Below are 20,028 nucleotides of genomic sequence, written 5' to 3'. Positions count from 1 at the left end.
GGTGATCACGCCGGGCTGAGGTCCTTCGCCATCACCACGTCCCTGCGTACGCCGTCCGGCAGCAAGTCACCTGGTTCTCCGGTGTCCTTGAAGCCGTGACGCTCGTACAGCGCGAGGGCCGCGCGGTTGTCCGGCATCACCGACAGCAGCAACGTCGTCGCGCCCTTCTCCGCAGCGGCCCAGCGGGCGACCTCTCTGATGAGGAGGCCGCCCGCCCCCTGGCCCCGGGCCGCGGGACTGACCCACATCGAGATCAGCTCCACGGCATCCGGCCGCCGCTCGGCCGGGACCCCACTGGCCATCCCGACCGGCTCGCCCGCGCGGACCGCAACCAGGTTGAGCGATCCGGGGATGGCCAGGCGGTCCCGCCAACGTTCCTCCCGGTCCCCCTCCCCCTGCCAGTCCGCCAACCTCGTGCCGTAGGCGTACGGCGCCTCGGCGAGTGCGGCCAGTCGCAGCGCGCGCCAGAGCTGCCAGTCGTCCGGTTCCAGGTTCCTCAGTTCGATCACGCCGAGACAGTCCTCCGGAACGGGCCCCACCCGCAACCGAGATTGGCGCGAGCGGGGCAACCATTTGGCGGCCTCGCAGGTCAACTCTGCACAACACCTTCGAACCGGAGATCCCACTTGCGAAAGAGACTTCTGGCAGCCACGGCCATGGCTACCGTGCTCGGTGTCGGCGGCCCGGCCCTGCCCCTCGCTACGCCCGCCGCCGCTGCCGTCACGGGCAAGAGCGCCACAGCCGACGACTTCGACGGCGACGGGTTCGCGGACCTGGTGGTCGCCACCCCCAAGGCGACGGTGAACGGGCGGACGCAGGCAGGGCAGTTGACCGTGCTGTACGGCTCCGCCTCCGGCGTCTCGCCGAGCCGTTCCGCCGCGATCAGCCAGAACACGCCGGGAGTGCCCGGCGCGCCGGAGGCGTACGACACGTTCGGCTCGTCCTACGCCACGGGCGACCTGAACGGCGACGGCTTCACCGATCTGGCGGTGGGCGTACCGGCCGAGAAGTCGGACGGAGCCGACTTCGGCATCGTCCAGATCCTGTGGGGCGGCCCCAAGGGGCTCGTCCACGGCGCGCTGACCCTGTACGGGGCCTCGGGCGCGAACTCCGCCTACCGGTACGGAACCGCGCTCGCGGTCGGCGACTTCGACGGTGACGGCCGCGACCAGCTCGCCGTGACGGGCTTCGCCGGGGTGTCGGTGTTCGGCGACGGGTTCACGCGGACGGCGGCTCCGGCCCGGACCGAGCTACCGACGGCCGCGCCCTCCTCCTCCGTGTACCGGGGGACCGCGTCGGTCGCGGCGGGTGACTTCGACGGGGACGGCGCCGACGACCTCGCCGTGTCCGGAGACAGCGACATCGAGAACGACGAGCCCGGCGTGTGGCTCGGCTACTACGCGGGCGGGGCCGCCGGTGGCGCCATGACGTTCACCGAGAACCCCGCCTCCGTGCCCCTGAGCGCCGCGCACGTGCGCGCGGCGGGCGACCTCGACCGGGACGGTCACGACGACCTGATCACCTACGGTTCCGGTCCCTCCGAGGCGGGCACCGTCGCCGTCCACTACGGCGGCCCCGGCGGCATACCCGGCAGCTCCCGCAGCACCCTGATCGACCAGGACACGGCGGGCGTTGCGGGGGTCGGCGAGTCGGGCGACGCCTTCGGCGCAGGCGTCAGTGTCGGCGACGTCACGGGTGACGGCTACCCGGACGTCGCGGTGGGCGCGCCCGGCGAGGACGTCGGCACCGTCGTCGACGCGGGAGCGGTCTGGCTGCTCAAGGGCTCGGCCTCCGGCCTCACCGGCACCGGGGCCAAGTCCTTCACGCAGGACACCGCCGGAGTCGCCGGTGTAACCGAGGACTGGGACCGGTTCGGCAGCGCCGTACGTCTTCAGGACCTGAACCGCGACGGCCACGCCGACCTCACCACCGCCGCCTCCGGCGAGGACGTCTTCGACGACGGCGCCCACGACGCCGACGGCGCGAACTGGGTTCTGCGGGGCGGCGGTTCGGGCCTGACGACCTCCGGTGCGGTGGCCTTCAACGAGAAGGCGTTCGGCCTGACCTACCGCGACAAGTCCTTCGGCTCGGTGCTCGGACACTGAGACCGGGAGGGATCACCCACGACCGACCTCCGGCTCACCCGGCTCACTCGGGCTCATCCACGAGATCCCAAAAAAATCTCGGCCGGAGATGTCGAGAACCCGTGGCCCGCTCCGTCCCCGGGGTGAACGCGACCACAATGGGTCGCACCAGCACCGAGGAGAACACCATGGCCAAGTACCTGCTGCTCAAGCACTACCGTGGCGCCCCGGCAGCGGTGAATGACGTGCCGATGGACCAGTGGACGCCGGAGGAGATCTCGGCGCATGTGCGGTACATGAACGACTTCGCGGCCCGGCTCGAGAGGACCGGCGAGTTCGTCGACGGTCAGGCGCTCGCCCCCGAGGGGGAGTGGGTCCGCTACGAGGGCGAGGGGCGCCCGCCGGTCACCGACGGGCCGTTCGCCGAGACCAAGGACCTCATCGCCGGATGGATGATCATCGACGTCGACAGCCACGAGCGCGCTGTCGAGCTGGCCGGGGAGCTGTCCGCCGCCCCCGGGGCGGCGGGAAGCCGATCCACGAGTGGCTGGAGGTGCGCCCGTTCCTGACCGCGCCGCCCACCATCACGGAGTGAACTCGTCGATGGACGACCCTGCTGAGGAGTCTTACGCCGAGCGTGCTCGCCATCCTCGTCCGTCGCGGAGCCGACTTCGCGGCGGCCGAGGACGCCGTGCAGGACGCGCTGGTCGAGGCGGTCCGCGTCTGGCCCGCCGCCCCCTCCCCAGGCTCTTCGAGCACGGGATACCCCGTGCGGGACGCGAAGAGCTGGCTGGTCACGGTGGCCTGGCGCAAGTTCCTCGACCAGGCCCGGGCGGACACCGCCCGCCGCCGGCGTGAGGACCTCTTCTTCGAGGAGCCGGCGGCGGCCGGGCCCGCGCCCGCGGTGGACGGCAGCTCCAGCTCTACTTCCTGTGCGCCCACCCGTCGCTGACGCCGTCGTCCGCAGTGGCGCTCACGCTGCGCGCCGTCGGCGGGCTGACCACCCGCCAGATCGCCCAGGCCTACCTCGTGCCCGAGGCGACCATGGCCCAGCGGATCAGCCGGGCCAAGCGCACCGTCTCCGGCGTTGGGGTCTCCCCTGCTCGAGCGAAGCCGAGAGCTCGGGGAAGCTTCGACCAGCTCGGCGACGTCGCCACCGTGCTGCGCGTCCTCTACCTCGTCTTCAACGAGGGCTACTCCGGCGACGTCGACCTCGCCGCCGAGGCCATCCGGCTCACCCGGCAGCTCGCGGCCCAGGTCGACCACCCCGAGGTGGCGGGACTGCTTCACCGTGCGATGGGAGCACTCGGACCGGGCCAGGTCGGAACTGGCGAGACACGTGGCCTCGGGCAACCGCGAAGTACCGCTGTTCGAGCTGATCCTGGAGATCTTCCGCGAGCGGGGCATCAGCGTCGTCCTGCGCTGACGAACGGCGGCACCGAGCTGCCCGTTCGTTCCTCCGGCGGTTCCCCGGGTCAGCGGGCCGCCAGGGCGAAAGAGCTCGTGGCCACGGAGCAGGCGAGCAGGACGGAGGCGCAGGCGGCGTGCCGCTTGAGCAGGGCGCGGCGCAGTTCGGCGTACCGGGCCTCGTACTCGCCGCGCAGGCGTTTGGCGCGGTCGGCGGTGGCCTGGAGGGCCTGGCGTGTCAGGCCGAGGCGCTGTTCGGTGTAGTGGCGGGTGAGGTCCTCCGCCTGCCCGGTGGTGAGCCAGGGCAGGCGGGCGCAGAGGGCCGCGGCCTCGCGCTCGGCCTGCTCGCGCTCGGCGTGCAGGAGGAGGTAGCCCTCGACCTCGTTGGCGACCGAGCGGCCCTGCGACGGGTGCGGCGGAGGCAGCGGGCCGGGACGGTCCGCCGGTGTCACGGCCGGCCGCCTTCTGGTTCGCTCGCGCGGCGCGTTCCGTGCGCCTCGTATTCGAGCTCGGCCACCTCGGGGTGGTGCAGGTCGAACGCCGGGGACTCGCTGCGGATCCGGGGCAGCGTGGTGAAGTTGTGCCGCGGGGGCGGGCAGGAGGTGGCCCACTCCAGCGAACGGCCGTAGCCCCAGGGGTCGTCGACGGCGACCGGCTTGCCGTACCGGGAGGTCTTCCAGACGTTGTAGAGGAAGGGCAGCATCGACAGGCCGAGCAGGAACGACCCGATCGAGGAGACGGTGTTCAGGGTCGTGAAGCCGTCGGCGGCGAGGTAGTCCGCGTACCGGCGCGGCATGCCCTCGGCGCCCAGCCAGTGCTGGACCAGGAAGGTGCCGTGGAAGCCGATGAACAGCGTCCAGAAGGTGATCTGGCCGAGGCGCTCGTCGAGCATCTTGCCGGTGAACTTCGGCCACCAGAAGTGGAATCCGGCGAACATGGCGAACACGACCGTACCGAAGACGACGTAGTGGAAGTGGGCCACCACGAAGTACGAGTCGGAGACGTGGAAGTCCATCGGCGGCGAGGCGAGGATGACGCCGGTCAGGCCGCCGAAGAGGAACGTGACGAGGAAGCCGACGGCCCAGAGCATCGGGGTCTCGAACGACACCGAGCCCTTCCACATGGTGCCGATCCAGTTGAAGAACTTCACACCGGTCGGGACCGCGATCAGGAAGGTCATGAAGGAGAAGAACGGCAGCAGCACACCGCCGGTGACGTACATGTGGTGCGCCCACACCGTGACGGACAGACCGGCGATCGAGATCGTCGCGGCGACCAGGCCCATGTAACCGAAGATCGGCTTGCGGGAGAAGACCGGGATGATCTCGGTGACGATGCCGAAGAACGGGATGGCGATGATGTAGACCTCGGGGTGGCCGAAGAACCAGAAGAGGTGTTGCCACAGCAGCGCTCCGCCGTTCGCGGCGTCGAAGACGTGGGCGCCGAACTTGCGGTCCGCCTCCAGCGCGAGCAGCGCGCCCGCGAGCACCGGGAAGGCCAGCAGGACCAGGACACCGGTCAGCAGCACGTTCCACACGAAGATCGGCATGCGGAACATGGTCATGCCGGGCGCGCGCATGCAGATGATCGTGGTGATGAAGTTGACCGCGCCGAGGATGGTGCCGAAGCCGGAGAAGGCCAGGCCCATGATCCACAGGTCGCCGCCGAGGCCGGGTGAGCGGATGGCGTCCGTGAGCGGCGAGTAGGCGAACCAGCCGAAGGCGGCGGCGCCTTGGGGGGTGAGGAAGCCGGCCAGGGCGATGAGCGAACCGAACAGGTAGAGCCAGTAGGCGAGCATGTTCAGGCGCGGGAACGCCACGTCAGGGGCGCCGATCTGGAGCGGCATGATCCAGTTCGCGAAGCCGGCGAACAGCGGCGTCGCGAACATCAGGAGCATCACGGTGCCGTGCATCGTGAACGCCTGGTTGTACTGCTCGTTGGACATGATCTGCAGGCCCGGCCGGGCCAGCTCGGCGCGCATGAGCAGCGCCATCACGCCGCCGACCAGGAACAGGATGAACGACGTCGAGAGGTACAGCGTGCCGATCGTCTTGTGGTCGGTGGTCGTCATCCACCTGACCACGACGTTGCCGGGCCGCCTGCGCCTGACCGGCAGCTCGTTCTCGTAGGCGTCCTCGGCTTCCCCGGCACCCTGGGGTTCGTTGACGATGCTCACAGATCCCGTGTCTCCTGATGGTTCACGATTCGCTCGGAACAGAGCGCGGCCATCCTCGCGGGCCCCGGCCGTTGATCGCCTGCCTGAGTGCTCGACACACGGCCGAACGGATGACGCTCACACACGAATGGAGCAGGCGGGCGTGTCGTCGCGACGGCTCCGCGCCGGAGGACCGCCCGGATCGGACGTCGCGCGCCGCAGGTGAGCGCCGGTGGTGGCCGTCGGTACGGCTACCGGTACGGCTACCGGACCGGACCGAATCCCGGCGTTCGCCATCCGTCTGCGGGGTGCGGTGCCGTGCGGCGCGTCACTAGAATTCGGCTCACGGGGCCGCGCTGACCAGGTGGTTTCCCGGCGGCGAGGCACCGGACCGAGGAGGGCCGCGATCATGCGTGAGTTGGCGGACGCGGCACGGAGGTGGGCGGCCGAGGGCCGTCCGGGCGTTCTCGCCCGCCCCATCACCGAGACGGGGTTCGGCCCCCGAAACCTCGGCGAGGCGGTCCTGATCGACGCGGACGGCCACTGCCACGGCTCGCTCTACCGCGGCACGTTCGACGACTACCTGGCCGCGCAGGCCGCCGCTCTTCCCGAGGGCGACACGGCGTGCGTGCGCGAGGTGGCCGTCCACGAGGAGGAGGTGAAGCGGGCGGGGCTGACCTGCGGCGGGCAGGCCGACGTACTGCTGCAACCGCTGCACACCCTGCCCACGGCCTGGTGGGACCTGCTGGCCGACGGCTCCGACGCGGCCCTGGTCACCCGGCTCGACGCGAGCGGGACCCGGGCGGCCAGCACCGTCGTGACGTCGGCGCCGCGGCAGGACGACGCGGGTACGGACGTATCTGCCGAAGTCGTCGAGCGAGCCCGGGAGTTGCTCGCCCGCCGCCGGACCGGACGCGACCTCCAGCCCACGCACGGCGGGCTCGTCCTCATCGAGACGTTCCCGGCGCTGCCCCATCTGGTCATCGTCGGAGAGGGCGAACTGGCCGGCCTCCTGGTCGCGCAGGCCGCTCTGCTGGGCTGGCCGGCGGTCGTGACGTCCGAGGCGCAGGAGGCCGTACGTCTGCTGTCCGAGCGGCCGGGCGGCGCCTGCCTGATCATGCTCAGCCATGACCCGGAGGTCGACGTCCCGGTCCTGTCCAGCGCGCTGACCACGGGCGTCGCGTACGTCGGCGCGCTCGGCTCCCGGCGCACTCAGGCCCGCCGGGCCGCGAGCCTCACCGAGGCGGGTTTCGACGAGGTCCAGCTCGGGCGCGTCCACGGCCCGATCGGCCTCGACCTCGGCGCCCGCACCGCCGCCGAGACCGCGCTGGCCATCTGCGCCGAGGTGCTGGCGGCGCTGGACGGCCGGGAGGCGCGGGTGCTGCGCGAGGGCTCGGGGTCGATCAACGCCTAGGGTCTGCCTCCGTCACGGCGAGCGCTCGCTAAGGTGAGCGCGCGACAGCACTCCATGCACCCAGGAGGGACCACGTGCGGGCCGAGCCCCTGCCGATACGCGTGCCGGTCGGGCCGGACTCGGAACGATGGGCCAGCCGTACGGCGCAGCGCCGGGTCCTGCTGGTGATCCACAACGTCACGTCGGCCGGCCGGCTGCTGGACGTCCGGTCGCTCTTCCACGACGACTTCCGCGTGCAGTTGCTCGTCACGTCGACGGGATCTTCTGCCTTCCAGGCCGGAGTCGCCGAACTTTTCGCCGACTTGGGCCTCCCCGCGCTGCCGTGGAGTCAAGCGCTCTCAACTCCGGTCGATCTCGCGATCTCCGCGAGCTTCGGTGGCCAACTCTCTTCCCTTCAGGGTAAATTGTCTGTTATTTCACACGGTGTCGGGTATACTAAGAGACTGACGCTGCCGGGAGCCGGGAGCCGGGAGCCGGGAGCCGGGAGCCGGGAGCCGGGAGCCGGGAGCCGGGAGCCGACGTTCGGTCTGTCGCCGGAGTGGCTCCTGGCGGACGGCCGGCCGTTCATGGACGGCCTCGTGCTGTCGCATCCGGAGCAGTTGGAGCGGCTGCACCGGGTGTGTCCGCAGGCCGTGGGCGTCTCCGTACTCGCCGGCGACCCCTGCTTCGACCGGATGCTCGCCGCACGCCCGTACCGCGAGCGCTTCCGGCGCGCCCTGGGGGTACGACGAGGTCAGCGGCTCGTCGTGCTCAACTCCACCTGGAATCCTGAGGGTTTCTTCGGCAGCGGCGGTGGGCCTGACGTATTTCCGGGGCTGCTCCCCCGGCTCACCGCGGAGTTGCCCGCCGACGACTACCGGCTGGCCGCCGTGCTGCATCCGAACATCTGGTACGGGCACGGCCCCGGCCAGGTCCGTGCGTGGCTGGACCGGGCCCTGCGCAGCGGGCTGACTCTGATCGACCCTGCTCATGCCTGGCGGCAGGCCCTGCTGGCGGCCGACGCCGTGATCGGTGACTTCGGCGCGGTCACCTACTACGCATCCGCTCTGGGCACACCGGTGTTGCTGGCCGCCCCCGGCGAGGATCGCCTGGATCCCGAGGCACCGCTCGCCGCGTTCGTCCGGGGCGCGCCGAGGCTCGATCCGTACGGCCCGTTGCGCGTTCAGGTGGAAGGACTGCTGGCCGGTCACCGGCCGGCCGCCGATCCCGCCGAGTTCGTCACTTCGGCCCCAGGCACCTCGGCAGCGCTCCTGCGGCGCCACTTCTACGGACTGATGGACCTTCCCGAGCCCGTCGCCCCCGCTCTGTTGGAACCATTGCCCCTGCCTCCCTACGATCCGCCGCGGCGAACGGTTCCGCTGCGCGTCCTCACACGCGTCAAGGAGACCGACATCGAGATCGAGCGGTCCACCGAGCATCCCTACGGCGCGGACGGCGACGCGCACCTCGCGGTGCATGAGGACACGCGGGATCCGGGCCATCTGGAGCTGGCCGACGTGATCGTGCGCGAGGGACCGCTGGGCGACCCGCGCCTGGGTGGCCCGGAAGAGTGGACGGCCGAGATCCTGGGCCGGCACGTGCACTGCGCGGTCGCCGCGTATGTGAGCGGCCCGGACCGCTGTACCGTCCGCAGCCGTGAGCACGGCCTGTTCCGGCTGTCCGCGAGCCCGGAAGCGGACGCCGATCCGGCGGCGTACGCCTCTGCGTTCCACGCGTGGCTGGCGGACGGCAACAGTGTGCCGTCCGGGGGCATCACGCTCCGGGTGCATGCCGCGGGCGGTGTGCACCCGGTGGCGGTCGGTCCCTGACTCCCCCACGCTCGGCCCCGCACGAGCGGGGCCGGCGAGGCCGGTCGCAGTCGGCCCGGTCCGGAGGAGACGCCTCAGCCGCCTGTCTCGCAGCGCAGCCTCAGGCCGGCGAGATACCGCAGGTGCGGAGCGGCCGCCGGGGTGAGCAGGCCCTCGGCCAGGGTGATCTTGGCAAGTGCCTCGGCGTTCTCGCCCGCGTCGTGGAGTGTCTCGGCCAGGTCGGTGAGAGCGCGTGCCTGGTTGTAGCTCTCGCCGTGCTCCTTGAAGAAGTCCGCCGCGGATTCGAGGAGTTGACGCGAATCCACGAGACGTCCCATGCCGCGCAGGGCACGCCCCTGGTGGCGTTCGGCCAGGGCGAGGGCGCGGGCCACGTCCTGCGCCCCCTCCTGGCCGGAGGAGATCCGCCGGTACACGCGCTCGGCTTCCACGAACCGCTCGTAGGCGGCCTCGTACCGCCACTGGCGGAGGGACAGCAGTCCCAGCAGCTCGACCGACGATGCCTCGCCCCTCAGATGACCGGCCGCCCGCTCGCACGCGACGGCGGCGTGCGCGGCGCGCTCGGCTTCCTCCCAGCGCTCGAGTTCGCCCAGACAGTGACCGAGCTGGAAGTGCAGGCCCGCCGCCGTACGCGAACCCGGCCGGTGTTCGTCGGCGCACCGGGCCGCGAGGTGCAGGGCGGGCAGCACCTCGTCCCAGTGGCCGGCCTTCAGCTGAAGCGGCCAGAGCGTGCGGGCCAGCCGCAGTGCCGTCGTGACGTGCTGGTACTCCACGGCCACCGACACCGCTCGGACCAGATTGGCGACCTCCGCGGCCAGTACCGCCACTCCCCGGGCCTCGCCCTCGTACACCCCGCCGTCCCCCGGCGCGGGCTCGGTCCGCCAGCTCTGCGGCAGGGCGGCGTGGGCCGCGTGCAGGGCGCGGTCCAGGAGGGCGTCGAGCGCGCGCTCCACGGCGCCGGAACATGCGGGGATGCCGTACGCCGGGGCCGCGGCGTCCGCCAGAGAGCGGCCGACCGCGGGGCGGAACCGGTAGCGGTCGTCGCCCATGGCGTCCAGCAGGTGGGCTTCCGCGGCCTCGACGAGCATCCGGTGCGCTTCTTCGGGCGGAACGCCGGCGACGGCGGCGGCGAGGTGCACGTCGACGGAGGGCCAGCCGCCCAGTGCCGTCAGCCGGACGAGTCGCGCCGTCTCCGGCCGGAGGCGATCGCAGGCGCTACGGGCCGCTCTGCTCACCGGGTCGTGCCCCGCCGCCCCTCCGGCCCTCGGCTCTGGGGCGGTCTCCTCGGCCTCCTCGGCCAGCAGGCGCGTGGCCTGTGCCTTCAATGCGAAGGCGTTGCCCCGGCAGTGCTCCAGGACAAACGGCATCCGGGACTTGACTCGCGCGTACTCGTCGGGGCCGGCCACCTTTCGGACCATCCGCACCGCGTACCGGTCGCTCAGGGGAGGAACGGGAACGCGTTCGGCTTCCAGCGCGAAGGGAGGTCCGGACACGACCACCAGCAGGAAGACGTCGGGCGTGGCAGGGACCAGGGGACGGACCTGGGCGGCCGACGCGGCGTGGTCGACCACCACCAGGACCCGGCGCCCCGCGGTGAGCTGCCGGTAGAGGTCTTCGCGGCCCGCGGCGGTGGGCGGCATCCGGTCCTGCGGGACGCCCATCTGCCGCAGCAGGCGCAGGAGAACGGTGGCAGGGTCCGGCCCGGGGCCGCCCGACGGATCGCGCAGGTCGACGTAGAAGCGGCCGTCGGGGAAGTGCGCGAAGAGGGCCGCCCCCATGTGCAGCGCCACGGCGGTGGTGCCGATCCCGGGCGGGCCGTGGAGCAGTGCGACGCGTGGCCGCCCCGCGGCGGGGCGGGTCGCCTCGCGCTTCAGCTGCTTCAAGACCTTCTGCCGGTTGGTGAAGTCCCTTGACGCGGGCGGCAGTCCACCATCCGGTGTCAGAGCCATGGCCTGCTCGGGCAGGCTGCGCAGGAGGAGCGCCCACTCGCCTGCCCGCCGGGGGTCGCGGGCCAGCCGTGCGTGCATCTGGTCCGCCAGTGTCCGCCACTCTTCCGGGCCGGCCGGCAGCGTCGTCTCCCGCCCGAGCGTTCTTCGCGCCAACGCCCCGGTCGACAGCAGCAGTTGCTTGCCCATCTCCCCCGCGGCGCCGTTCCCGGCGGCGGTGAGAAAGGCAGTCAGCGCGCTCAGCGCGACGACCTCCAGCACGTCGGCCCCTCCCCTGTCACCGATCCGGCCTCTGCCGGACTGTATCGCCGCGAACACGGGCCGGGGAAACGTTTGAGACCTTGTCAACTGCGCTTTCTGCTACGGCTTCAGCGTCACCGCCCACCTCTGCCGCCGCGTTCAGCCTCTCGACGCCGGCTCGCGACGCGGGCTGGAGCGAGGGCAGCGTCAGGTGCCACCAGTCGGCGAGGCGGTCGGTGACGGTGGCCGTGCCTTCGAGCGCCTCGGTGAGGGAGCACAGGCCGAAGAACGCGCGCACCAACGTGCGGGCGGTACGGGCGGGGCGGACGTGCGACGCCAGATGGCCGGCGAGCCGGGCCTGGGCGAGGAGGCGTGTGGCCGCGGCGGTCCAGAGGGCGAAGGGGTCGGGAAGTGGGGCGTCGATGGCGTCGCGTTCGGCCCACAGGCGGGCGCCCGCGCGGGTCATCGGGTCCTCGGCGAGCGCCTGGGCGATGTCGTAGCTCAGGGCGACGAGGCGCTCCATCGGAGGGACCCCCTCGTCCGCGTACCGTGTGCTCAGCTGCGGCCAGCTGGCGAACCGGTCCTGGACCACGGCGAGAGCGATGCCCTCCTTGCTGGCGTAGTGGAAGTAGACGGCACCGCTGGTCCGGCCCGACCTGGTGCTTATGTCGTTGACGCTGGTGCCGGCGTATCCGCGTTCGGCGAAGAGGCAGGCGGCCGCTTCCAGGAGTGCTCTGCGGGTTGCCTTGGCCCGTTCCTGCAACGTCCCGTCCACCCTCGCTCGATTTTCCCGACAGCCGGAAATGTAATGCGCCCGCGCACGCCGGGAGCGTTGAGAAAACAAGGCCCGCACGACAATTGCGCATTTCTTTCGACAGTCGACACGGACGAGTGATGTCGCACTCGTCCCACGACCATTCTGGCACCCGGATGCCGTTGACGAGCGGTTTTCCACGGACGCGGGTTGCCCCACGAATATGCATCAACTGACTTGACATACAGCCGGGTTGACCGAAGAGGCCGTCGATTGACTTTCCGTCGCCGCAAGGGCCCTATACACCCGGACACCCTCCGCCGTCGATTCACCCCATGTAGTTATTGCACGACTTTCCGGGCGGAAATAACGTAGCCGTCGCGATGTTTCCCTTTGCCGTCAATGGTCGGGAATGTCGCAATTCTTCCGCGCGGGTGATGCGCCCGGTGCGCAGCCGGCACACGCAGCACCGCCGGCCTGCCCGAAGCCGCGCTCACGCCGCGCGCGACCGTCTTCTCCAGCCCTCCACAGGAGGCCCCGTGACCCCCTCGGCCCACCATCTGCTCGACTGGTCCCCGCAGGCCGTCGTCTTCGACTGCGACGGCACGCTGATGGACAGCGAACGCCACTGGCAGGAAGCCCGTCGTCGGGCCTTCCGGGACTTCGGTCTCCAGCCTCCGCCGGGATTCGCGGAACAGACCAAGGGCGTGCACTACGCCGACTGCGGGCGGCTGATGGCGGAGGCCGCGCACAAGCCCGAGCTGACGGCCGAGCTGACGGCGGCGCTCCTCGACAACTTCCTGGCACTCGTCACCGACGCCCCGGTGACGATGCCGGGCGCCGTCCAGCTCGTACGGCTGCTCTCCGGCCGGCTCCCGCTGGCGGTGGCCAGCAACTGCCCGTCGGAGGTGGTGGAGCGGAGCCTGGAGCGGGCGGGGATCCGTGGCTGCTTCCAGCACGTCGTCGTGCCGTTCACACCGTCGCGCCGGCCGGACAACCGGGAGCCGGCGGGAGGGCAGGCACTCGAGACGGTGCGCCCCAAACCGTGGCCGGACGTCTATGCCACGGCGGCCCGGCTGTGCGGCGTCCGGCCGCGGCTGACGCTGGCCGTCGAGGACTCCCTGGCCGGCGTGGAATCGGCCCACCGCGCCGGACTGCGGGTGCTGGGGGTCGGCCCCCGGCCGCACGACGAGGGCGCGGTACGGGCCGACCTGTGGGTACCGGCGCTGCACACTCCCGAGCTTCTGACCTGGGCCCGATCACGCGTGGCCGGTCCGGGGCGGGGGAAACGGTAAGTACACCTGAGACCTCGGTCCGACCGTGGTCTTCAGGGCCGTTCCGCACGAATGACCACCAGCTCCTCCCGGTCGGCGCCCTCCGCCCCCAGGCCCCGGCGGACCAGCCACGCCTGCCGGGAACGCAGGACGGGCCCGTACGGCACCCAGGCGTGATCGGTGACCGAGGCACGCAGACCGGTGCCCGCGAGCCGCCGCAGCGTGGCCTCGGTGTCGCACAGGGCGGAGTGCACGATCAGGAGCACTCCCCGGGGACGCAGCAGCGCGGGCGCGGCATCACAGATGCGGTCCACGAAGGCCCGCCCGTCCTGGCCCGCCTCCCACGCCCGTGCCCGGCCGCGCCACGGCAGCCGGGAAGCCGGTGAGGGGACGTAGGGCGGGTTGCTGACGACGAGGTCGTACGCCTGGCCCGTGACGGCCGCGGTCAGGTCGCCGTGGCGCACGCGGAGGCGGCAGCCGGCCAGCATCGCGTTGAGGCGTGCGGTCAGCACGGCCGGCCAGGAGATGTCCACGGCCGTCACCCGCGCACCCAGCCGCGCCGCCTGCAGGGCGATCACACCGCTGCCGGTCCCGAGGTCGAGCACATCGGTCGTCGGGTCGATGTCCTCGCGGTACAGGGCCCGCGTCAGCAGCTCCGTGTCGCGCTGCGGGGCGTATACGCCCGGCGGGGTCAGCAGGAGTCCCGGCGGGGGTGGCCACCGTGTCGCCGCTGTCGTCGTCATGTCCTTGCACGTCCTTGCACGGGGCTCTGCTCACGATCGGTACCGCCCCGGTCCTGTCGTGTTCGAGTACCCGGGAGAAGCCGCCGTAACGGGATTCACGGAGCGACCGGTCGGCGCGGGGTGGTGGCAGGCGCAGGGCGGCGCGGGCCGGCCACCTGGAGCGTCGGGGCTCTCGGTGGGGCGATGCCCGCACGTACGTCGGCGCGGGCGGCCGGGGCTGACCAGGGCGACGAGCCGGTCGAGCGGGAGAGGGAGCGTACGGCGTCGACAATGAACACTCCGCCCCCGATCCCACCGGCTCCACACGAGGAAGAGGACAAGTGACCCCGACCCCGATCCCGTCCCCGAACGCCCAACAGTCCACCCCGCAACCGAGCTTCACCCCCGAGGAGGTCGCCCGGGCCCGCGCCGACACCCCGGGATGCGCCAAGGTCGCCCACTTCAACAACGCGGGCGCCGCCCTGATGCCCCGCCAGGTCCTCGACGCGTCCGTACGCCACCTGCGTCTGGAGGCCGAGATGGGCGGGTACGAGGCGGCGGCGCGGGCGGCCGAGGACATCGAGGGCGTGTACGACTCGGCGGCACGGCTGCTGAACTGCGACCGCGACGAGATCGCCCTGATGGACAGCGCGACGCGAGCCTGGGACCTGGCCTTCTTCAGCGTCCCCTTCCGCCCGGGGGACCGCGTCCTGACCAGCATGGCCGAGTACGCCAGCAACTTCATCGCCTACCTCCAGGCCGCCGAGCGGCACGGCGTCCGGGTCGAGGTCGTTCCCAACGACGAGCACGGCCAGATCTCGGTGGACGCCCTGCGCGCGGCGATGGACGAGCGGGTACGGCTCGTCTCGCTGACCCACGTCCCCACCAACGGCGGCCTGGTGAACCCCGCCGCCGAGGTCGGCAAGGTCGCCCGCGAGGCCGGTGCGCTGTATCTCCTCGACGCCTGCCAGTCCGTGGGCCAACTCGCCGTGGACGTAAGGGAGATCGGCTGCGACATGCTCTCCACGACGGGCCGCAAGTATCTGCGTGCCCCACGCGGCACCGGGCTGCTCCACGTCCGCAGAGAGGCACTCGACCGGCTCGTCCCCCAGGTCCTCGATCTGCACGCCGCGACCTGGACCGCGCCCGACCGGTACGAAGTCCGGCCGGACGCACGGCGGTTCGAGACCTGGGAGGCCAACTACGCGGCCCGGCTCGGCTTCGGTGCCGCCCTCGACCACGCGCTCTCCTGGGGCCTGCCGAAGATCCAGGACCAGGTGACCTCGCTCGCCGCGACGCTCCGGGAGCGACTCGGCGAGATCCCCGGCGTCCGCGTTCACGATCGGGGCGTACGGCGCTGCGGCATCACCACGTTCACCGTGGACGGCGTCGCGGCGGAGCGGGTCGCGTCGGACCTGGCCGCGCAGGGCCTCAATGTCAGCGTGTCAGGGGTCTCCTCGACGCGGCTGGACATGGAGGAGCGCGGCCTGGAAGAGGTCGTCAGGGCGTCGGTGCACTACTACAACACGGACGAGGAGATGACCGCCCTGGTGCGCGCGGTGCGGAACTGCGCCCGCGCGACCCGTCCCTGAACCATTGCCAGATTCCCACCCATGCAAGTACATTTCGGGCAATCGCTTCGAGACATACGCGGCAGAGGCCGACGGGGGCAGAGGATGAGCACGGACGACCGCGCCACGGTGACGACCGGGATCGCGCGACTGCACGCGTCGCCCGGGCTCGCCGGGCCCGGTCGGCTCGGGCTCGTGACCAACCACTCCGGCGTCCTCCCCGACCTGCGCCCCGCCGCGCCCGCGCTGCTCGACGCCGGGGCGCGGCTGGTCGCGCTCTTCAGTCCCGAGCACGGGCTGCACGGGACCGGCCAGGCCGGTGAGGGCGAGGCCGCGCGGACGGCCGGGACGGACACCGCCACCGGTCTGCCGGTGTACGACACCTACGGTCGCAGCGGCGAGCGGCTCGACAAACTGCTGATCGACAGCGGCGTCGACGCCCTGGTGTACGACCTCCAGGACGTCGGGGCCAGGTTCTACACCTACGTGTGGACCATGTTCGACCTGATGGTCTCGGCGGCGCGGACGGGCGTACGGTTCGTGGTCGCCGACCGGCCGAACCCCCTCGGCGGGCTCGTCAGCGAGGGCCCGCTGCTCGACCCGGCGTGGTCCAGCTTCGTCGGGCGCGTCCCGATGCCCGTCCGGCACGGTCTCACCTGCGGTGAGTTCGCCCGGTACCTCAATGCCTCGGCGGTGCCCGAACTGGCGGGAGAGTCCGTCGACTTGACGGTGATCGAAGCCGTCGGCTGGCGGCGCGCCATGGACGCCGAGGCGACCGGGCTGCCCTGGGTGGCGCCCTCGCCGAACATGCCGACGCCCGCCACCGCCGTCGTCTATCCCGGTACCTGCCTGTTCGAGGGGACGAACCTCTCGGAGGGCCGTGGCACCACGCAGCCCTTCGAGATCGTCGGCGCCCCGTACGTCGACGCGCGCCTCGTGCCCGCGCTCGACGAACTCGCCCTGCCGGGCGTGCGTTTCCGTGAGCTGCGGTACGTCCCGGCCTTCCACAAGCACGCCGGACGGGCCCTGCGCGGAGTCCAGCTCCATGTCACCGACCGCACGGCGTTCGCTCCCGTACGCACCGCCGTCGTCATGCTCGCCACGCTGCGGCGGCTGTACCCGGGCGACTTCGCCTGGCACACCGAGGACGGCGGCGCGGAGGGGACCGGTCACCGGTACTTCGTCGACCTGCTGTGGGGGTCCGACCGGCTGCGTCGCGCCGTCGACGCGGGCGAGGACCCGCTGCCGTTGTGCGATCCGCCGGCACCGCCCGGCCGGTGGGCCGGCGAGGACGTGCTGCTCCATGTCTGAGAGCCACCTGAGAGCCATCCGCGCCCCGCGTACGGAAGGACACCCCCGCCGATGACCGATCGCACGTCAACGCCGCCCCGGACCGAGATCCGTGGTTTCCGCGTGGGTGACGGACCGCAGCTGGTGGAGGTGTGGCGCCGCAGCGCACCGGCCGATCCCCTCACGCCGGACCGTTTCCGCACCCTGGTGCTGCTCGACCCGAACTTCGATCCGCAGGGGCTGCGGGTCGCCGTCGCGGGGGGACGAGTCGTCGGCGCGGCCTACGCGGTGCGCCGTCTGACGGCGATGACGGGCGCCGACCTGGGGCCGGAGCAGGGCTGGATCCCGTTCTTCTTCGTCGATCCGGCGGCCCGCGGGCACGGCCTCGGCCGCCGGCTGCTGACCGACGCCCTCGACTGGCTCCACGGCCACGGCCGCACCCGCGTGGACTTCGCCTCGTACACCCCGAACTACGTCGTCCCGGGCCTGGACGCCGAGGCGTACCCGGAAGCCGCCGGGCTCCTTCAGTCCCTGGGTTTCCGCACGCTGTACGAGGCGGCGGCGATGGACCGGGGGCTGGTCGGCTACCGCTTCCCGGAGGACGTCGCGCTCCGGCTGGACGAACTGACCGCGCGCGGTTGGCGGTTCACCACCCCGTCCGACGACGACCTGGTGGACCTGGTCGCGCTCGCCGGGAGGCACTTCACGCCGGACTGGGCGCGCGCCATCCGGGAGTGCCTGGCCGCGGGCACGCCGCTCGACCGGATCGTCGTCGCCCGGGACCCGTCGGGCCGCCTGGTGGGCTGGGCGATGCACGGGGCGTACGAGGCGGTGGACGAGCGGTTCGGGCCGTTCGGGGTGCTGGAGGAGATGCGCGGCACCGGGCTCGGCAAGGTGCTGCTCCATCTGGTCCTGGAGCGGATGCGGGCGCGCGGCGCGCACTCGGCGTGGTTCCTGTGGACCGGTGAGCAGTCCCCGGCCGGGCACCTGTACCGCAAGGCCGGGTTCACCACGACCCGGGTGTTCCGGGTGCTGCGCCGGGAGGCCGCCCGATGAGGCCCGCCCGCCGCCGCTCCGGCGGACTGAGCCGCCGTCACTTCGCGCTGGCGCTCCCCTCGACGCTGCTCGCCTCCGCGTGCGCCGCCCCGCACCAGGGCACCGGGCGCCCCGGGGACCCCATCGTCCTCACCCTGCTCACGCACTACGCGAGCGGCGAGCTCAAGGAGGCCCTGCGCGGCCCCGTCGACGAGTGGAACGCCAGGCACGACCGGGTCAAGGTGCAAATGAAGGCCGTCGAGTTCAGCCAGCTGCTGACCACGTTCATGGTCCGGCAGGCGGCGGGACAGGGCGCCGACATCCTCCAGCCGTACTGCCTGTGGAACGGCCAGCTCGTCCAGGCCGGCGTCCTGCGGCCCGCCCCTCGCAAGTACGCCGAGGAGATCGCGCGCGGCTACAGCGAGGCCGCGGTCGGCGCCGCTTCGGTCGGCGGCAGGGTCTACGGCTATCCAACCGAGGCCCAGACGTACGCCCTCTACTACAACAAGCGCCTGCTGCGCGAGGCCGGGATCGACGGCCCGCCGCGCACCTGGCGGGAGCTGGAGCAGGCGGCGTACCGCACCGCGAAGCGGGACCGGTACGGCAACACGCTGGTCCAGGGGTTCGGCCTGTCGACGTACGACGACGCGAGCACCGTCGGCCAGACGCTCGCACTGCTCAACGCCGCCGGCGGCAGCTTCGTCTCCGCGGACGGCAGGACCACCGCCATCGACTCCCCCGTCGGCCGGTCCGTGTTCGACCTGGAGCACCGCCTGGTCGCGCGAGGGGCGAGCGCGCCCGGCGTCAACGTCTACAAGGCGTTCCCGTCCGGGCAGGTGGCCATGGTGATCAACGCAGGCTGGTGGACGGGGAGTCTGAAGCCCGTGATGGGCAAGGACTACCGCGAGGTCGGCGTCGCGCCGGTGCCGCTGCCCGAGGCGGACGGCAAGCGCGCCACGCTCGCGACCGGCTTCATGCTGGGGGTCAACGCGGCCAGCAGACACCCGCGCGAGGCCTGGGAGTTCCTGCGCTGGCTCAACACCGAGAAGGTGCCGGTGAAGGACGCCGGGAAGGGTGCGACGGCGACCCGGATGAGTTCGCTCCAGGTGTCGGTCGGCTCGCTGACCGGCCGCGCCGACGACATGCTGACGCTGCTGGGAAATCGCGGGGATCCGAATCTGCGCCCGTTCCTGGACGCGCTGGCGTACGCGGTGCCGGAGCCGAACGTGCCGGGCGCGCAGCAGGCCAAGTCGCTGCTGCGCAAGAACATCGAGGCGCTGTGGACCGGTCAGCGGTCGGTGGACGAGGCGCTGCGCGTCACGCGCCGTCAGGTCGATCAGGAGGTGTCGCGCTCATGGTGAACGCTCTGGCGCCGGACACGACCGGGCGGGCGGCGCACGGCGCGCGGTCCGCCGGGGCGGCCGTCGACGTCCGCGGCCGGGCCCGTCGCCGCCAGGTCGGCGTCGCCTATCTCTTCCTGGCGCCGACGCTGCTGTTCTTCGCGGTCTTCCTGGTCCTGCCGCTCGGCTTCGCGCTGCTGCTGTCGATGTCCCGCTGGGCCGGGTTCGACCTCGCCGACATCGATCCGGTGGGCCTGGACAACTTCGCGAGCCTGTTCGCGGACGGGTCGACGTTCCTCACGCCGATCCTCACCAACACGCTGCTGTTCGCCGTGGGCACCGTGGCTCTCGCGCTCTCAGGCTCGGTGCTCGTCGCCAACTGCATCGACAGGCTGCGGTTCCAGGGGCTGTGGCGGACCCTGTACTTCCTGCCGATCGTGACGACCGTCGTCGCCGTCGGCAACGTGTGGAAGTACATGTACGAGCCGGGCGGCCTGGTCAACGGCGTCCTCAACACGCTCGGGCTCGGCTCGGTGGCGTTCCTCCAGGACCCGGACACCGCGCTGCCCTCGGTCGTGGTCGTGCAGGCGTGGGCCTCGCTCGGCTCGGCGATCCTCATCCTCACCGCCGGGCTGAAGTCCATCCCCGAGTCGTACTACGAGGCCGCCGCGCTCGACGGCGCGGGGCCCGTCACCGTCTTCTGGCGGATCACGCTGCCGCTGCTGCGGCCGTCCCTGCTGTTCGTGTGCGTCACCCAGTTCCTCACCGGCCTGCAGTCGTTCGCGCTGATCATCGTGATGACCAGGGGCGGCCCGGGCGACGCGACCAACGTGGCCGCGCTGGAGATGTACTGGCAGGCCTTCAGCCACGGTGACTGGGGCACGGCGAGCGCCGCCGCCTTCGTGCTGTTCGTGGTGGTCCTCGTGGTCACCCTGGCGCAGTTGTGGATCTTCCGGCGCAAGGGGGAGGACGCATGAACCCGAAGGGAGGG

At 71.9% G+C, this 20,028-nt stretch carries 16 protein-coding genes and 2 pseudogenes; 12 read left to right on the top strand and 6 right to left on the bottom strand.

Features of this window, described 5'->3' with window-relative positions; genetic code table 11:
- Positions 1-5: 5 nt before the first annotated feature.
- Entirely contained in the window at positions 6-509 is a 504-nt protein-coding gene (locus QFZ74_RS28355; protein ID WP_307623687.1) for a GNAT family N-acetyltransferase, read from the bottom strand.
- A gap of 147 nt (positions 510-656) precedes the next feature.
- On the opposite strand from QFZ74_RS28355, the gene QFZ74_RS28350 reads away from it, so the two are divergent.
- The 4 genes and pseudogenes from QFZ74_RS28350 to QFZ74_RS28335 all read left to right on the top strand — a co-directional run bounded on the left by QFZ74_RS28350 (position 657) and on the right by QFZ74_RS28335 (position 3,510).
- Positions 657-2,105 carry an FG-GAP repeat protein gene (locus QFZ74_RS28350; protein ID WP_307623686.1) on the top strand — a complete coding sequence of 483 codons (1,449 nt, stop codon included), beginning with the start codon at positions 657-659 and terminating at the stop codon, positions 2,103-2,105.
- Positions 2,106-2,272: 167 nt separating this feature from the next.
- Positions 2,273-2,679 (top strand): annotated as a pseudogene (locus QFZ74_RS28345) (YciI family protein).
- Positions 2,680-2,697: 18 nt separating this feature from the next.
- Positions 2,698-3,371 (top strand): annotated as a pseudogene (locus tag QFZ74_RS28340) (sigma factor-like helix-turn-helix DNA-binding protein); the annotation flags it as partial.
- Positions 3,372-3,375: 4 nt separating this feature from the next.
- Entirely contained in the window at positions 3,376-3,510 is a 135-nt protein-coding gene (locus tag QFZ74_RS28335) for a hypothetical protein (RefSeq protein WP_307623685.1), read from the top strand.
- A gap of 49 nt (positions 3,511-3,559) precedes the next feature.
- Here the strand turns inward: QFZ74_RS28335 and QFZ74_RS28330 are convergent, their stop codons facing one another.
- Both QFZ74_RS28330 and ctaD read right to left on the bottom strand, forming a co-directional pair.
- The gene (locus QFZ74_RS28330; protein WP_307623684.1) at positions 3,560-3,943 is read right to left on the bottom strand and encodes a hypothetical protein; all 384 of its coding nucleotides are present in this window, start codon (positions 3,941-3,943) and stop codon (positions 3,560-3,562) included.
- A complete protein-coding gene (gene ctaD, locus QFZ74_RS28325; RefSeq protein WP_307623683.1) occupies positions 3,940-5,667 on the bottom strand; it encodes a cytochrome c oxidase subunit I in 1,728 nt (575 codons plus the stop codon). The genes QFZ74_RS28330 and ctaD overlap by 4 nt, the downstream gene beginning before the upstream one ends.
- Positions 5,668-6,055: 388 nt before the next feature.
- Here ctaD and QFZ74_RS28320 point away from each other — a divergent pair, with 388 nt between their 5' ends.
- Together QFZ74_RS28320 and QFZ74_RS28315 are read left to right on the top strand one after the other, a co-directional pair.
- A complete protein-coding gene (locus QFZ74_RS28320; RefSeq protein ID WP_307623682.1) occupies positions 6,056-7,060 on the top strand; it encodes an XdhC family protein in 1,005 nt (334 codons plus the stop codon).
- Between the two features lie 74 nt (positions 7,061-7,134).
- The gene (locus tag QFZ74_RS28315) at positions 7,135-8,868 is read left to right on the top strand and encodes a hypothetical protein (protein ID WP_307623681.1); all 1,734 of its coding nucleotides are present in this window, start codon (positions 7,135-7,137) and stop codon (positions 8,866-8,868) included.
- A 74-nt stretch (positions 8,869-8,942) separates the two neighbouring features.
- On the opposite strand, the gene QFZ74_RS28310 is transcribed toward QFZ74_RS28315, so the two are convergent.
- Together QFZ74_RS28310 and QFZ74_RS28305 are read right to left on the bottom strand one after the other, a co-directional pair.
- On the bottom strand, positions 8,943-11,072 hold the full coding sequence (locus QFZ74_RS28310; protein ID WP_307623680.1) for an ATP-binding protein: 2,130 nt from the start codon (positions 11,070-11,072) through the stop codon (positions 8,943-8,945).
- 16 nt (positions 11,073-11,088) lie between these two features.
- Complete coding sequence (locus QFZ74_RS28305; protein ID WP_373462503.1) at positions 11,089-11,814, bottom strand: ScbR family autoregulator-binding transcription factor; 726 nt, start codon at positions 11,812-11,814, stop codon at positions 11,089-11,091.
- A gap of 530 nt (positions 11,815-12,344) precedes the next feature.
- Here QFZ74_RS28305 and QFZ74_RS28300 point away from each other — a divergent pair.
- The gene (locus tag QFZ74_RS28300) at positions 12,345-13,100 is read left to right on the top strand and encodes an HAD family phosphatase (protein WP_307623678.1); all 756 of its coding nucleotides are present in this window, start codon (positions 12,345-12,347) and stop codon (positions 13,098-13,100) included.
- 32 nt (positions 13,101-13,132) lie between these two features.
- Here QFZ74_RS28300 and QFZ74_RS28295 read toward each other — a convergent pair whose 3' ends face one another.
- Entirely contained in the window at positions 13,133-13,822 is a 690-nt protein-coding gene (locus QFZ74_RS28295; protein ID WP_307623677.1) for a HemK2/MTQ2 family protein methyltransferase, read from the bottom strand.
- A 320-nt stretch (positions 13,823-14,142) separates the two neighbouring features.
- On the opposite strand from QFZ74_RS28295, the gene QFZ74_RS28290 reads away from it, so the two are divergent.
- The 5 genes from QFZ74_RS28290 to QFZ74_RS28270 all read left to right on the top strand — a co-directional run bounded on the left by QFZ74_RS28290 (position 14,143) and on the right by QFZ74_RS28270 (position 20,014).
- Positions 14,143-15,393 (top strand): aminotransferase class V-fold PLP-dependent enzyme, encoded by a 1,251-nt coding sequence (locus QFZ74_RS28290; RefSeq protein WP_307623676.1) that lies wholly within the window; start codon positions 14,143-14,145, stop codon positions 15,391-15,393.
- Between the two features lie 84 nt (positions 15,394-15,477).
- Positions 15,478-16,683: a DUF1343 domain-containing protein gene (locus tag QFZ74_RS28285; RefSeq protein WP_307623675.1), complete on the top strand. Its 1,206-nt coding sequence runs from the start codon at positions 15,478-15,480 to the stop codon at positions 16,681-16,683.
- 51 nt (positions 16,684-16,734) lie between these two features.
- Positions 16,735-17,718: a GNAT family N-acetyltransferase gene (locus tag QFZ74_RS28280; RefSeq protein WP_307623674.1), complete on the top strand. Its 984-nt coding sequence runs from the start codon at positions 16,735-16,737 to the stop codon at positions 17,716-17,718.
- Positions 17,715-19,058: an ABC transporter substrate-binding protein gene (locus tag QFZ74_RS28275; RefSeq protein ID WP_307623673.1), complete on the top strand. Its 1,344-nt coding sequence runs from the start codon at positions 17,715-17,717 to the stop codon at positions 19,056-19,058. The genes QFZ74_RS28280 and QFZ74_RS28275 overlap by 4 nt, the downstream gene beginning before the upstream one ends.
- On the top strand, positions 19,052-20,014 hold the full coding sequence (locus tag QFZ74_RS28270; RefSeq protein ID WP_307623672.1) for a carbohydrate ABC transporter permease: 963 nt from the start codon (positions 19,052-19,054) through the stop codon (positions 20,012-20,014). The genes QFZ74_RS28275 and QFZ74_RS28270 overlap by 7 nt, the downstream gene beginning before the upstream one ends.
- Positions 20,015-20,028 lie beyond the last annotated feature (14 nt).

It is taken from the genome of Streptomyces sp. V3I7 (assembly GCF_030817495.1).
In the GTDB taxonomy this organism is placed as follows: Bacteria; Actinomycetota; Actinomycetes; order Streptomycetales; family Streptomycetaceae; genus Streptomyces.
Note: the sequence above shows the minus strand (reverse complement) of the source record. Positions and strands in the feature narration are given on the sequence as shown.